At 69.6% G+C, this 13,455-nt stretch carries 12 protein-coding genes; 5 read left to right on the plus strand and 7 right to left on the minus strand.

The window, feature by feature from the left end; translation table 11 throughout:
* Positions 1–12 precede the first annotated feature (12 nt).
* Positions 13–189, plus strand: a complete 177-nt coding sequence (locus ACWD2L_RS13635) for a hypothetical protein (protein WP_351335234.1) — start codon at positions 13–15, stop codon at positions 187–189.
* Between the two features lie 81 nt (positions 190–270).
* On the opposite strand, the gene dnaE is transcribed toward ACWD2L_RS13635, so the two are convergent.
* Positions 271–3,810 carry a DNA polymerase III subunit alpha gene (dnaE, locus tag ACWD2L_RS13640; RefSeq protein WP_351335237.1) on the minus strand — a complete coding sequence of 1,180 codons (3,540 nt, stop codon included), beginning with the start codon at positions 3,808–3,810 and terminating at the stop codon, positions 271–273.
* Positions 3,811–4,048: 238 nt separating this feature from the next.
* Between dnaE and ACWD2L_RS13645 the strand changes: the two genes are divergently transcribed.
* The 3 genes from ACWD2L_RS13645 to ACWD2L_RS13655 all read left to right on the plus strand — a co-directional run bounded on the left by ACWD2L_RS13645 (position 4,049) and on the right by ACWD2L_RS13655 (position 7,031).
* On the plus strand, positions 4,049–5,374 hold the full coding sequence (locus ACWD2L_RS13645) for a DUF2252 domain-containing protein (RefSeq protein WP_351335240.1): 1,326 nt from the start codon (positions 4,049–4,051) through the stop codon (positions 5,372–5,374).
* Between the two features lie 55 nt (positions 5,375–5,429).
* Entirely contained in the window at positions 5,430–6,110 is a 681-nt protein-coding gene (locus ACWD2L_RS13650) for a hypothetical protein (RefSeq protein WP_351335243.1), read from the plus strand.
* Between the two features lie 69 nt (positions 6,111–6,179).
* Positions 6,180–7,031 carry a thioredoxin domain-containing protein gene (locus ACWD2L_RS13655; RefSeq protein ID WP_351335245.1) on the plus strand — a complete coding sequence of 284 codons (852 nt, stop codon included), beginning with the start codon at positions 6,180–6,182 and terminating at the stop codon, positions 7,029–7,031.
* Positions 7,032–7,034: 3 nt separating this feature from the next.
* On the opposite strand, the gene ACWD2L_RS13660 is transcribed toward ACWD2L_RS13655, so the two are convergent.
* Positions 7,035–7,604, minus strand: coding sequence for a dienelactone hydrolase family protein (locus tag ACWD2L_RS13660; protein ID WP_351335248.1), 570 nt, complete (start codon positions 7,602–7,604; stop codon positions 7,035–7,037).
* Between the two features lie 62 nt (positions 7,605–7,666).
* On the opposite strand from ACWD2L_RS13660, the gene ACWD2L_RS13665 reads away from it, so the two are divergent.
* Positions 7,667–8,773, plus strand: coding sequence for a mechanosensitive ion channel family protein (locus ACWD2L_RS13665; RefSeq protein WP_351335251.1), 1,107 nt, complete (start codon positions 7,667–7,669; stop codon positions 8,771–8,773).
* A gap of 11 nt (positions 8,774–8,784) precedes the next feature.
* On the opposite strand, the gene ACWD2L_RS13670 is transcribed toward ACWD2L_RS13665, so the two are convergent.
* The 5 genes from ACWD2L_RS13670 to lspA form a co-directional block, all read right to left on the minus strand.
* Complete coding sequence (locus ACWD2L_RS13670; RefSeq protein ID WP_351335254.1) at positions 8,785–9,531, minus strand: SDR family NAD(P)-dependent oxidoreductase; 747 nt, start codon at positions 9,529–9,531, stop codon at positions 8,785–8,787.
* 41 nt (positions 9,532–9,572) lie between these two features.
* Positions 9,573–11,159, minus strand: coding sequence for a Na+/H+ antiporter (locus tag ACWD2L_RS13675; protein WP_351335256.1), 1,587 nt, complete (start codon positions 11,157–11,159; stop codon positions 9,573–9,575).
* A 111-nt stretch (positions 11,160–11,270) separates the two neighbouring features.
* Positions 11,271–11,765, minus strand: a complete 495-nt coding sequence (locus tag ACWD2L_RS13680; protein WP_351335259.1) for a GNAT family N-acetyltransferase — start codon at positions 11,763–11,765, stop codon at positions 11,271–11,273.
* Entirely contained in the window at positions 11,762–12,703 is a 942-nt protein-coding gene (locus ACWD2L_RS13685; RefSeq protein WP_351335261.1) for an RluA family pseudouridine synthase, read from the minus strand. The genes ACWD2L_RS13680 and ACWD2L_RS13685 overlap by 4 nt, the downstream gene beginning before the upstream one ends.
* An 81-nt stretch (positions 12,704–12,784) precedes the next feature.
* Positions 12,785–13,378, minus strand: a complete 594-nt coding sequence (lspA, locus tag ACWD2L_RS13690) for a signal peptidase II (protein ID WP_351335263.1) — start codon at positions 13,376–13,378, stop codon at positions 12,785–12,787.
* Between the last annotated feature and the right edge of the window lie 77 nt (positions 13,379–13,455).

The raw sequence follows: 13,455 nt of genomic DNA on the forward strand, positions 1-13,455 counted from the left end.
AGGCAGATCACCATGGCCAAGAACCGTAAGCAGAATCGCCATCAGCAGAAGGCGGCGGCCCAGGAGGCCGCCGAGCCTCAGGAGCAGGCCCGCTCCTCGGCCATGGAGGCCCAGGCCAAGTCGGCTGTGGAAGCCACGCCGAGTGACGTGGCCCGCAAGCACCGCGAGCGTCGCTTCGGTCACAACTGAGGCGCCGCGCAGGGCAGTTGGCACACAGCGAGGGGCGTACCCGGATTTCCGGGTACGCCCCTCGCGCGCGTCTCGGTGCGGTCAGCCCGCCAGGCAGGCCGGCCCGAGCAGCACCTTCAGGTCTCCGTACAGCGCCGGGTCGGGCTTCACTCGGTGCCGGTCGAGCCGCAGCACCGTGGTCTTGCGCGGCCCCTGGAGCTTGATCCGCACCTCGCTGTCGCCCCGGTGGTTGGTGAGGATCTCGCCGAGCCGGCTGATCATCGGCGGGGTCACCCGCAGGGCCGGGATCGTGAGGATCACGGGCGCGTTGGTCCCCGCGTTCGACAGGTCGGGGACCTGCATCTCCATGGCGACCAGACGCGGCACGTCCTCCCGCTTGTCGAGGCGGCCCTTCACGAACACCACGGCGTCCTCGACGAGCTGCGTGGACACCAGCTGGTACGTCGCCGGGAAGAACATGCACTCGATGGAACCGGCGAGGTCCTCGACGGTCGCGATCGCCCAGGCGTTGCCCTGCTTGGTCATCTTGCGCTGGAGGCCCGAGATGATGCCGCCGACCGTGACGACCGCGCCGTCCCCGAAGTCGCCGCCCGTCAGCTGCCCGATGCCCGCGTCCGCCTTGTCGGAGAGCACGTGCTCCAGGCCGAAGAGCGGGTGGTCGGAGACGTACAGGCCGAGCATCTCGCGCTCCTGGGCGAGCAGATACGTCTTGTCCCACTCGTCGGTGGAGAACTCGACGTCGAGGCCGAAGCCCGGCTCGTCGCTCTCCCCCTCGCCCATGCCGCCGAAGAGGTCGAACTGTCCCTCGGCCTCCTTGCGCTTCACCGCCACGACGTTGTCGATCATCGGCTCGTACTGGGCGGTGAGGCCCTTGCGGGTGTGCTTCATCTGATCGAAGGCGCCCGCCTTGATCAGCGATTCCGTCGTCCGCTTGTTGCAGGCGGCGGCCTCGATCTTGTCCAGGTAGTCGGGGAACGAGGTGAACTTCCCCTTCGCCTTGCGGGCCCGGACGATCGACTCCACCACGTTCGACCCGACGTTGCGGACCGCCTCCAGGCCGAAGAGGATCACGTCGTCGCCCTGGGCGGCGAAGTTGTGCACCGACTCGTTCACGTCCGGCGGGAGGACCTTGATCTTCATCCGCCGGCACTCGTTGAGGTAGACGGCCGACTTGTCCTTGTCGTCCTTGACCGAGGTGAGCAGCGCGGCCATGTACTCGGCCGGATAGTTCGCCTTCAGATACGCGGTCCAGTAGGTGACCAGGCCGTACGCGGAGGAGTGCGCCTTGTTGAACGCGTAGCCGGCGAACGGGACCAGCACGTCCCACAGGGCCTGGATCGCCGCGTCGGAGAAGCCCTTCTTCTTCGCGCCCTCCTGGAAGAGGACGAAGTTCTTCGCCAGCTCCTCGGGCTTCTTCTTGCCCATCACGCGGCGCAGCACGTCGGCCTCGCCGAGCGAGTAGCCCGCGATGATCTGCGCGGCCTTCTGCACCTGCTCCTGGTACACGATGAGGCCGTGGGTCAGGCCGAGCGTCTCCTTCAGGGGCTCTTCGAGCTCCGGGTGGATCGGCGTGATCTCCTGGCGGCCGTTCTTGCGCTCCGCGTAGTTGATGTGCGAGTTCATGCCCATCGGGCCCGGCCGGTACAGGGCCGAGACGGCGGAAATGTCCTCGAAGTTGTCGGGCTGCATCTGGCGGAGCAGCGAGCGCATCGGCCCGCCGTCGAACTGGAACACACCCAGCGTGTCGCCGCGGCAGAGCAGTTCGTACGTCTTCGGGTCGTCGAGCGGGAGCTCGAGCATCTCCAGGTCGATGCCCTTGTTGGACCGCACCATCTTGACGGCGTCGTCCATGATGGTCAGGTTCCTGAGGCCCAGGAAGTCCATCTTCAGGAGGCCGAGCGACTCGCACTGCGGGTAGTCCCACTGCGTGATCGTCACGCCGTCGGTGTGCCGGGTCCACAGCGGGGCGTGGTCGACGATCGGCTCGCTGGACATGATGACGCCGGCCGCGTGCACACCCATCTGCCGGACCAGGCCCTCGACGCCCTTGGCGGTGTCGATGACCTTCTTGACGTCCGGCTCGTTCTCGTACATCCCCCGGATCTCGCCGGCCTCGCTGTAGCGCGGGTGCGCGGAGTCGGTGATGCCGGAGAGGTCGATGCCCTTGCCGAGGACGTCGGCGGGCATCGCCTTGGTGAGGCGGTCGCCCATCGCGTACGGGTAACCGAGCACGCGCGCGGAGTCCTTGATCGCGTTCTTGGCCTTGATCTTGCCGTAGGTGCCGATCATGGCGACCTTGTCGGCGCCGTACTTCTCCGTCACGTACCTGATCACTTCGACGCGCCTGCGCTCGTCGAAGTCGATGTCGACGTCGGGCATGGAGACGCGCTCGGGGTTGAGGAACCGCTCGAAGATCAGGCCGTGCGTGATCGGGTCGAGGTCGGTGATGCCCATGGCGTACGCGACGATCGAACCGGCCGCGGAACCACGGCCGGGGCCCACCGCGATGCCGTTGTTCTTGGCCCACATGATGAAGTCGGCGACGACCAGGAAGTACCCCGGGAACCCCATCTGGATGATGATGTCCATCTCGTACTCGACCTGCTTCTGGCGGTCATCGGGGACGCCGCCCGGGTAGCGGCGGTTCATGCCGACCCGGACCTCCTCCTGGAACCAGGTGATCTCCGTGAAGCCCTCGGGGATGTCGAACTTCGGCATGAGGTCGCGCTTCTCGAACATACCGGTCGTGTCGATCTGCTCGGCCACCAGCAGCGTGTTGCGGCAGCCCTCCTGCCAGGCGTCCGAGGAGTCGATGGCGTACATCTCGTCCGTCGACTTCAGGTAGTAGCCCGTGCCGTTGAACCGGAAGCGGTCCGGGTCGGAGAGGTTCTTGCCGGTCTGGATGCACAGCAGCGCGTCGTGCGCGGTCGCCTCGTTCGCGTACGTGTAGTGCGAGTCGTTCGTCACCAGAGGCGGGATGCCGACCTTCTTGCCGACCCGCAGGAGGTCCTCGCGGACCCGGTGCTCGATGTCGATGCCGTGGTCCATCAGCTCCAGGAAGTACCGGTCCTTGCCGAAGATGTCCTGGTACTCGGCGGCCGCCTTGACCGCCTCGTCGAACTGGCCGAGGCGCAGGCGGGTCTGCAGCTCACCGGAGGGGCAGCCGGTGGACGCGATGATGCCCTCGCTCCACTGGGAGAGCGTCTCCTTGTCCATGCGCGGCCACTTCGTCAGCCAGCCCTCCGCGTACGCGTCCGAGGACAGCTTGAACAGGTTGTGCAGCCCCGTGCTGTTCGCCGCCCACATCGTCTTGTGGGTGTAGCCACCGGAACCGGAGACGTCGTCGCGCTTCTGGTGCGGCTGGCCCCACTGGACCTTCCGCTTGTTGCGCCGGGACTCCGGGGCGACGTACGCCTCGATGCCGATGATCGGCGTGATGCCCGCCTTCTCCGCGGTGTGGAAGAAGTCGTACGCCCCGTGCAGGTTGCCGTGGTCGGACATCGCGATGTGCGTCATGCCCATGTCGCCGGCGGCCTTGAACATGTCGTTGAGCCGCGCCGCACCGTCCAGCAGCGAGTACTGGGTGTGCACATGCAGGTGCGTGAAGGGCGGCTTGGTCACGGTGGGGGCCTCCAATGGAAAACACCGGCGGACGTCTGGGGGACAGCTTGGAAGTCTACGACCGGTCACTGACATCGAAGATGGATACAGCGACGCGAAGCGTCTCGATGAGGGGCGGTGGTCGGGTGACGGGCGGGCGGGCACTCGGGAGTACGGTCGTGCGTTGGACAGATCAGAACATCTGTCCCACGCGTCAGTACGGCGCACCGGACCATCCCGCACCAGGAGGCACCCAGCGATGTCGGAACCGCAGCCCACCGCTGAGCAGCGCGGCGAGCAGATCCTCTCCGTCTTCGACACCGCGTTCGGCGAGCTCCTCGCCGCCGACCCCGCGGCCTTCCGGGTCAAGTTCCGCAAGATGGCGGCCTCGGCCTTCGCGTTCTACCGGGGCACGGCCTGCCTGTTCTACGGGGACGTGGAGCGCGAGCAGCACGGCGGGCCCTACCTGGACGAGCGCACCAGCCGGGTGTGGATCCACGGCGACCTGCACGCGGAGAACTTCGGCACGTACATGGACTCCACGGGCCGCCTGATCTTCAACGTGAACGACTTCGACGAGGCGTACGTGGGCCCCTTCACCTGGGACCTCAAGCGCTTCGCCGCCTCCGTGGCACTGGTCGGCTACTCCAAGGCGCTGAGCGACGAGCAGATCACGGACCTCGTACGCACGTACGCGGCGGCGTACCGCGAGCGCATCCACGCGCTGGCGACGGGCGCCAAGAGCGACGAGGTGCCGCCCTTCACGCTGGACACGGCCGAAGGACCGCTCCTGGAGGCGCTGCGCGACGCCCGCTCGCTGACCCGTTTCTCCCTGCTCGATTCCATGACGGAGATCCGCGACTTCGAGCGCCGCTTCGCGGAGGGCGGCGGCTCCATCGAGCTGGACGCGGCGACGCGCTACAAGGTGCTCGCGGCGTTCGACGGGTACCTGGAGACGCTGCCGGAGGCCTCCCTGTCCCGCCCCGACTCGTACCGGGTGAAGGACGTGGTCGGGCGCCGCGGCATCGGTATCGGCTCCGCGGGCCTCCCCTCGTACAACATCCTGCTGGAGGGCAACAGCGACGCCCTCGAGAACGATGTCGTGATCTACATGAAGCAGGCCCAGACCCCGGCCGTCTCGCGGCACATCACCGACCCGGCGGTCCGCGGGTACTTCCAGCACGAGGGCCACCGCACGGTCATCTCGCAGCGTGCCCTGCAGGCGCACGCCGACCCGTGGCTGGGCTGGACGGAGCTCGACGGCGCCGGGCAACTGGTCGCCGAGATCTCGCCGTACGCGGTGGACCTGGACTGGGGCGACATCGACGACCCGGAGGAGATCGCGGCGGTCGTCGCCGACCTCGGCCGGGCCACGGCGACGATGCACGCGGCGGCGGACGACCAGTCCGGCGAGTCGCTGGTGCCGTTCTCCACGGAGCGCGCCATCGACGCGGCGATCGCGGCCGACGAGGAGGGCTTCGCGCCGCTACTGGTCGACTTCGCGCACTCCTACGGGGCACGCGCGCGTGCGGACCACCAGATCTTCGTGGACCTGTTCCGCAACGGCCGGATCCCGGGCCTCTGACTCACAGGAACCTTTTAGGCATCGCTTACCGGAAGGCATGGCACACTCCTCCGCGATGGACGACATATCCGGGACCCAGCTACGAGTGACGCGCGCGGCGCTGTTCACGGCATGCGCCGTGACGCTGTCCGCCGCGTCGCACGTGCTGCTGTCCAGGGCTCCGCTGCCGCTCACGACGGTCGCCGCGATCGCGGCGGCCGTCTTCGTGATCGCGTACGCGCTGGCGGGACGGGAGCGCGGCTTCGGCCGGATCGCGGCCCTGCTCGTCCCGCTGGAACTGGCCGCCGACACGGTCTTCACGACCGGCCAGCACGTCTGTTACGGCCAGGCCGGCGGCCCCGTCGCGGGCCCGCTGCGCCAGTTCGGCTTCGACGTGCTGTGCGCGGGGAACGTGGGCACGCCGCTGGCCCGGATGACGGGCGGCAGCACGGAGCGGGCGGCCGCGCTCTTCGCACACACCGACCCGGCGGCCTCCTGGCTGCTCCTCGGCGCGCACGTCGCCGTCGGCCTGCTCGCGGCCGCCTGGCTGCGCCGCGGTGAGCAGGCCCTGGCCCAACTGCTGCGCGCGGTGGCCGCCTTCACGTTCCGGCCGCTGCTCATCGCGTTCGCCGCGGTCACCGTCCGGCGCGAGCCGGCCGTGCGCCTCGCGCGCACCGCCACGCGCGTACCGGCCTCCCGCACCCGGCTCTGGGTGCACTCCGTAGGACGGCGCGGACCGCCGTGCCTCGCCGCCTGAGCCACCTTCCGGCTCGGGCTCCGGCACGGCAGTCCCCATCCGCATGTCACTCAGCTACGGAGCACGACCATGAGCAAGCGCAACACCCAGCAGGCGAAGAACGCGGCCCGTGAGCGGCTGCGCGCCGAACGCGAGCGCCAGGCCAAGCGGGACAAGACGAAGCGGCAGGCGATCGTAGGCGTCTCCATCGTCGCGGTCCTCGCGATCGCCGGCGGTGTCGGTTACGCGGTGATGCAGGCCAACAAGCCCTCCGAGTGGGAGACGGCGATGGACGCCAAGTCCTCCGCCGTGAAGGCGCCCAAGAACACCTCGGGCAAGGACGGCACGACCGTCGTCATCGGCAAGGCCGACGCGAAGAAGACCCTGAAGGTCTACGAGGACTCGCGCTGCCCGGTCTGCGCCACGTTCGAGCAGACGGTCGGCGAGACGCTCCACAAGGACGTCGAGGCCGGCAAGTTCAAGATCCAGTACATCGGCGGCACGTTCCTCGACGGCGACAGCGCGGCCAAGGGCGACGTCGGCACCAACGGCGAGGGCTCGAAGAACGCGCTGAGCGCGCTCGGCGCGGCCCTCAACGTGAGCCAGGACGCCTTCCTCGACTACAAGACGGCGCTCTACTCGGCGAAGTTCCACCCCGAGGAGAACGACGACAAGTTCAAGGACGACGACTACCTGATCAAGGTCGCCGACACCGTGGACTCCCTCAAGGGCAACAAGGCGTTCCAGAAGGCCGTCCAGGACGGTACGTACGACAACTGGGCCATGAAGATGTCCAAGTCGTTCGACGCGAACAAGGACGAGGTCACCGGCACCCCGAGCCTGGTCATGGACGGCAAGAAGCTGACCGGTTCGGACGGCCAGAACGCCCCCATGACCGTGGCCGAGTACAAGACCGCGACGGAGAAGGCCCTCAAGGGCTGACGACTAGAGCGTTTCGAGGAAGCCGAGCGCCACCCGCCAGGTGGCCTCGGCGGCCTCCTCGTCGTAGTCCGGCAGCTCGGGGTCGGTGTAGAGGTGGCCGGCCCCGGCGTACCGGTAGACCTCCACGTCGGCTCCCGCGCGCCCCATCTGCAGGTACCAGGCGGTCAGCCAGTCGTCCGTCTCGAAGGGGTCGGGCTCCGCGACGTGCAGCTGGACCGGGAGCTCGTCCACGGTGACGCCCTCCGCGATGTCGGACGTGCCGTGCAGGAGCAGCAGCCCCTTCGCCTTGTCGTCGCCGAGGGCGAGGGTCTGCGCGGTCGCGGCGCCGAACGAGAACCCGGCGTAGACGAGACCGCGGTCGGAGTACGGCGCGGCCGCCAGCACAGCGCGCTTGAGCAGCTCGTCCTTGCCGATCTCTGCCATGAAGGCCATGCCCTCCTCGACGGTGTCGAAGGTGCGGCCCTCGAACAGATCAGGGGTCCACACCTCGTGCCCGGCGGCCCGCAGCCGCTCGGCCGCGGCCTCGACGGCGGGACGCAGACCGAACGCCGAATGGAAAAGCATGATGTTCATGCGCTCCATGGTGCCAGGGCCTCCACAGGTGTGGCGCGCCCGATCCCGGTTACCGTCGTGGCATGGAGAACGTACTGCGCCCACTGATCGTCATTGGTGGCTCGGTCGTGCTCACGCTGTTGGTGGGGTGGGCCGTCGACCGGCTGCTGCTCCGCACCGACCAGCGCCACCACGAGACGCCGTTGTGGGGTCTGCTGCGCCGCTGCCGGCTGCCGCTCCAGCTCGTGCTCTGCGCGGCGCTGCTGAGGGGCTCGTACGACAGGGCGGGCCTCACGGCGGAGCACGACGGCACCATTGGGGAAACGCTCAACCTGGTCCTGATCGGCGCCACCGCCTGGCTCGCCGTCCGGATCTCCTCGGCCATAGTCGAGTCGTCCTACGCCCGGTACGCCACCGCCCAGCGCGATCCGGCCCGGGTCCGCCGCGTGCGCACCCAGGTCACCCTGATCCAGCGCGTCGTCATCGCGGTCGTCGGCGTGGTCGCGGTGTCCGCGATGCTCCTGACGTTCCCCTCCTTCAGGGCGGCCGGGGCCTCGCTGCTGGCCTCGGCGGGCGTCCTCGGCATCGTCGCCGGTGTCGCCGCACAGTCCACGCTCGGCAACCTCTTCGCGGGCCTGCAGATCGCGTTCGGCGACATGGTGCGGATCGGGGACACCGTGGTCGTGGACGGCGAGTGGGGCACGGTCGAGGAGATCACCCTCACCTTCCTCGCCGTGCGCACCTGGGACGAGCGCCGCATCACCATGCCGGTCTCGTACTTCACGTCGAAGCCGTTCGAGAACTGGTCGCGCGGCGGCGTCCAGATGACCGGCACCGTCTTCCTCCACCTCGACCACAGCGCGCCCGTGCCCGAGATGCGCGAGAAGTTGCACGACATCCTGCGCGAGTGCGCCGCCTGGGACGGCCGCGACTGGGGCCTCGCCGTCACCGACACGACGCCCAGCACGCTGCAGGTCCGCGCCCTGGTCACCGCCAAGGACGCGGACGACATCTGGACGGTGCGGGTCACGGTCCGCGAGCAGCTCGTGCGCTGGCTGACCGACCAGCACCCGTACGCGCTCCCGCGGATCAACACGGCGACGGCCCTGGTCGCCCCGGACGAGATGGACTCGCTCCCGGAACACGTACTCAGCCGCAACGGCCGCGCTCCCCGCACAGGGCGGGGCTAGGGCCTGTCGGGCTAACGCCCAAGGAACTCCCCGCCGTTGACCTGGACGATCTGTCCGCTGACATGGCCGCCGCCCGGCGACGCCAGCCACAGCACGGTGGCCGCGATGTCCTCGGGCGTCCCGGCGCGGCCGGTCGGGATGGCGTCGACCCGGCGCCGGTAATCCGCCTCGGGCATCGACGGCCCGAAGAACTCGGTGTCCTCGATGTAGCCGGGCGCGACGGTGTTCACGGTGATGCCGCGCGGACCGAGGGCCTTGGCGAGGTCGTACGTGTACGGGTGCAGGGCCGCCTTGGCGCCGCCGTACGCGCCGGAGCCCGAGCCGCGCAGGGCGGCGATGGAGGACAGGAACACGATGCGCCCGCCCGGTGAGGTCAGGTGCTCGCGCAGCGCCTCGGTGAGCAGGACCGACGTGAGCGTATTGATACGGAAGTTGGCGTTCCAGTCGTGGGCGACGGCGTCGAGCGGATCGGAGCCCTCCGGCGCCGGGAGCGACCGGCCGCCGATCCCGCCGGCGCTGTGCACGATGACGTCGACGCTCCCGCCGAAGGCCTCGAGCGCGAAGTCGGCGGCGCCGCGCGCCCCTTCGACCGTACTCAGGTCGGCCGGGTACCTCAGGGCGCCGGATACCCCGGCCTTCTCCAGGACCTCGATCCGCCGCCCGACCAGCAGCACCCGGTCCCCCTCCGCGGCGAAGGCCTTCGCCGCCGCGAGTCCGATTCCCGTACCGCCTCCGGTGATCATCACATTGCGTGCCATGCACACGAGCCTAGAACGCCAGCCGGTCCCCGGGCCTGTCCCTAACGCAAACTGCGCACATCCAGTTTCCTGAGCACCCGGTCGACCACCTCCGGGTCGGCGCCCGCCTCGCTGCGGGCCGCGAGGACCTCGTGCCGGGCCGCCGACATCATCTCCGCCTGGATCCGGCGGACCCGCTTGATCCGGTCCATCCGCTTGGTCTGCTTCTCGCGCCGTTCGTCCGCGCCGATCTCCGGGTTGATGCGCAGGCCGATGTCGAACGCGCGGCGCAGCATTTGCTCCTGCACCTCGTCCGGCAGCTCCTCGACCTCCTCAATCTCCTTGAACCGCCGCTTCGCGGCCTTCGCGGCCCGCACCGCGAGCTGCCGCTCGAACTCCCGCTCGGCGGTGTCGTCGCTGCGCACCCCGAGCTTGCGCACCAGCCACGGCAGGCTCAGGCCCTGCAGCACCAGGGTCGCCATGATCACCCCGAACGCGAGGAAGACGAGCTCGTCCCGGTGCGGGAAGGGGGAACCGTCGTCCATCGTGAACGGAATGGCGAGGGCCAGGGCCACCGAGGCCACGCCGCGCATTCCGGCCCACCACATGACGACCGTCTCGCGCCAGCTCACCGGGATGTCCTCGTCGACATCGCGCCGCATGTGCATCCGCCGTGTCACCCACGTCATCGGCAACAGCCACAACAGCCGTACGACGATGACGACCCCGACGACCGCGGCCGCCCAGCCGAACATCTCGCCCCAGCGCCCCTCCGCGGTCCTGACGACGTTGTGCACCTCCAGGCCGATGAGGCCGAACGCGACGCCCGTGACGAGGGTGTCCACGACGTCCCAGAAGGCCCGCCCGGTGAGCCTTGTGAGCACGTCGTCGGCGTCGAAGGCGTGCTCGGCCAGGAACATGGCCGTGGTCAGGACCGCGAGCACGCCCGAACCCTTGAGCTCCTCGGCGAGTACGTACGAGGCGTAGGGGATCAGGAGCGTGAGGCCGATCTGGAGGGTGGCGTCGCCGAGATAGCCGATGAGCTTGTTGGCGATCCAGCCGAGCGCCCAGCCGACCGCGATGGCCACGACCGCCGACAGGACGAGTTCCAGCGCCGCGCGCGGCAGCGAGAAGCTGCCGCTGACGGCTGCGGCGATCGCGACGTGGTAGAGCACGATCGCGGTCACGTCGTTGAACAGGCCCTCGCCCTCCAGGATCGACACCATGCGCCGGGGCAGGCCGAGTTGGCCCGCGACGGCGGTCGCGGCGACCGGGTCGGGCGGCGCCACCAGGGCGCCGAGCGCGACGGCCGCGGCGACCGGCAGGCCCGGCACGATGGCATCGGCGACGTAGGCGACCGCGGCCGTGGTGACGAAGACCAGGGCGACGGCGAGCAGGAAGATCGGCCGTTTATTGGCCGCGAACTGGCGCCAGGACGTGCGGTGCACGGCCGCGTAGAGCAGCGGTGGCAGCACGAGCGGGAGGATGAGGTCCGGGTTGATATCGACATTCGGCACCGCCTGGATCAGCGCCAGGGCGATGCCGAGCAGGGTCATCAGGACCGGGGACGGCAGGCCGAGCCGGTCACCGAGGGGGACGGTCAGCACGGCCCCGAGCAACAGCACGAACAGCAGGGCCAATTGATCCACCGGGGACTCCGACCAGACTCGACGATCATGTGCGTTCCGGCCTCAAGAGTGCCACGCACCTCAGATCAAACCGGTCTTATCGGGTCCCGGGACCGCGATGCCGCGACGGCCTTACGGTGCCGCTGCCCTGCCGATCGCCTTCCGCATCGCGCGGTGGTCGATCCCGGCGTCGAGGAACTCTGGCCCGTACGCGACGTAGCCCAGGCGCTCGTAGAACCCCAGCGCGTGCGTCTGCGCGTGCAGGTCCACGGCGGCGAGCCCGCGCGCGCGGGCCGCGTCCTCGATGGCCCGCACCAGCGCGGCGCCGACACCGAGGCCGCGCGCCGCCTTCGTCACGGCGAGGCGCCCGAGAGCGCCGACGTCCTTCGCCCCGCCGTTCTTCACGGCGGCGGCCTCGCCCGTCAGCAGCCGGCCGGTGCCGAGCGGCTCCCCGTCCTGCCGGACGGCCAGGACGTGCACGGCCCCGGCGTCGTACGCGTCGTACTCGATGTCCTCGGGCACGCGCTGCTCGACGACGAAGACCTCCTTGCGGACGGCGAAACAGGCCTGCCGGTCCGCCTCGTCCTCGGCGACGCGCGTCACGTACGCGGGAAGGGCGGCGCTCATGCGCTCTCGGCCCTGACGCGGTCCAGGGCCGTCTGCAGATCTTCCGGGTAGGAGCTCTCGAACTCGACCCACCGGCCGTCCGCCGGGTGCTCGAAGCCGAGCCGCACCGCGTGCAGCCACTGCCGCGTGAGACCGAGCCGCTTGGCGATCGTGGGGTCCGCGCCGTACGTCAGGTCGCCGACGCACGGGTGCCGGTGCGCCGACATGTGGACGCGGATCTGGTGGGTGCGCCCCGTCTCCAGCTTGATGTCCAGGAGCGAGGCGGCACGGAAGGCCTCGATGAGGTCGTAGTGCGTGACGGAGGGCTTGCCCTCGGCGGTCACGGCCCACTTGTAGTCGTGGTTCGGGTGGCGCCCGATCGGGGCGTCGATGGTGCCACTCATGGGGTCGGGGTGGCCCTGCACCAGCGCGTGGTAGCGCTTGTCCGGGACGCGCTCCTTGAACTGGCGCTTCAGCGAGGTGTACGCCCGCTCCGACTTGGCGACGGCCATCAGCCCCGACGTGCCCACGTCGAGCCGGTGCACGATGCCCTGGCGCTCGGCGGCGCCTGACGTCGAGATCCGGTACCCGGCGGCGGCGAGGCCACCGATCACCGTCGTCCCCGTCCAGCCGGGGCTGGGGTGGGCGGCGACCCCCACGGGCTTCATGATCACGACAATGTCGTCGTCGTCGTGCACGATCTCCATGCCCTCGACGGGCTCGGCGACGATCTGCACGGGAGCGGGTGCCTGCGGCATCTCCACTTCCATCCAGGCGCCGCCGTGCACCCGCTCGGACTTGCCCACGACCGAGCCGTCCACCGCGACCTTCCCGGCGGCGGCGAGCTCGGCGGCCTTGGTGCGGGAGAAACCGAACATGCGGGAGATGGCGGCGTCTACGCGCTCGCCCTCCAGGCCTTCGGGTACGGGCAGGGTGCGGACCTCGGGAATCGTGCTCACGCATCGAGTATGCAGGAGCCCACCGACACTCCCGCACACGAGCCCCGTGACCTGGGCGTTTGCCGGACCTCCGAGGAGGCCTCAGTCTTTGTGCACGGAGCCGTCGGGGTCGATCCCGCGGAAGGACAGCACCACGATCAGGATGCCGCCGCACACGATCGCCGAGTCGGCGAGGTTGAAGACCGGGTAGTGCGCCGGCGCGATGAAGTCGACCACGGCGCCCTCGAAGACACCCGGCGCGCGGAAGATCCGGTCCGTGAGGTTGCCGAGTGCCCCGCCGAGCAGCAGGCCGAGGGCGATCGCCCAGGGCGTGCTGTAGAGCTTCTTCGCCAGCCGCGCGATGACCACGATCACCGCGGCCGCGATCAGCGTGAAGACGATCGTGAACGCCTCGCCGATGCCCCAGGCCGCACCCGGGTTCCTGATCACCTCGAGCTGCAACCAGTCACCGATGATGTGGACGGCGTCGCGGTGCTCGAGCTCCGCCACCACGATCAGCTTGCTGCCCAGGTCCAGGATGTACGCGAGTACGGCCACGGCGAACAGCACGGCGATCCGCCGCCTGCCCTTGGGCCGGTCCTGGACCTGCTCGTCGACCTCAGCGGGCCGCTCGGGCTCGGCTGCCCCCGCCTCCGGGGAATCCGGCGTACCGATGATGCGCTCCGCCTCTGCCACGTGAGTCCCTCAACCTAGTACCTGACTGAGGACGAGAGTACGTCACGCGGGCCCGCGCCCCCATGGGCCGGGGCCCC

The sequence above is a fragment of the Streptomyces sp. NPDC002754 genome, from assembly GCF_053592315.1.

What these genes read in the sequence shown, in the direction of transcription:
- ACWD2L_RS13680 (WP_351335259.1), bottom strand. Translation starts at nt 11,765, where the DNA reads ATGAGCGCCGCCCTTCCCGCGTACGTGACGCGCGTCGCCGAGGACGAG.
- ACWD2L_RS13655 (WP_351335245.1), top strand. Translation starts at nt 6,180, where the DNA reads ATGAGCAAGCGCAACACCCAGCAGGCGAAGAACGCGGCCCGTGAGCGG.
- ACWD2L_RS13670 (WP_351335254.1), bottom strand. Translation starts at nt 9,531, where the DNA reads ATGGCACGCAATGTGATGATCACCGGAGGCGGTACGGGAATCGGACTC.
- ACWD2L_RS13650 (WP_351335243.1), top strand. Translation starts at nt 5,430, where the DNA reads ATGGACGACATATCCGGGACCCAGCTACGAGTGACGCGCGCGGCGCTG.
- ACWD2L_RS13645 (WP_351335240.1), top strand. Translation starts at nt 4,049, where the DNA reads ATGTCGGAACCGCAGCCCACCGCTGAGCAGCGCGGCGAGCAGATCCTC.
- ACWD2L_RS13635 (WP_351335234.1), top strand. Translation starts at nt 13, where the DNA reads ATGGCCAAGAACCGTAAGCAGAATCGCCATCAGCAGAAGGCGGCGGCC.
- ACWD2L_RS13660 (WP_351335248.1), bottom strand. Translation starts at nt 7,604, where the DNA reads ATGAACATCATGCTTTTCCATTCGGCGTTCGGTCTGCGTCCCGCCGTC.
- ACWD2L_RS13665 (WP_351335251.1), top strand. Translation starts at nt 7,667, where the DNA reads ATGGAGAACGTACTGCGCCCACTGATCGTCATTGGTGGCTCGGTCGTG.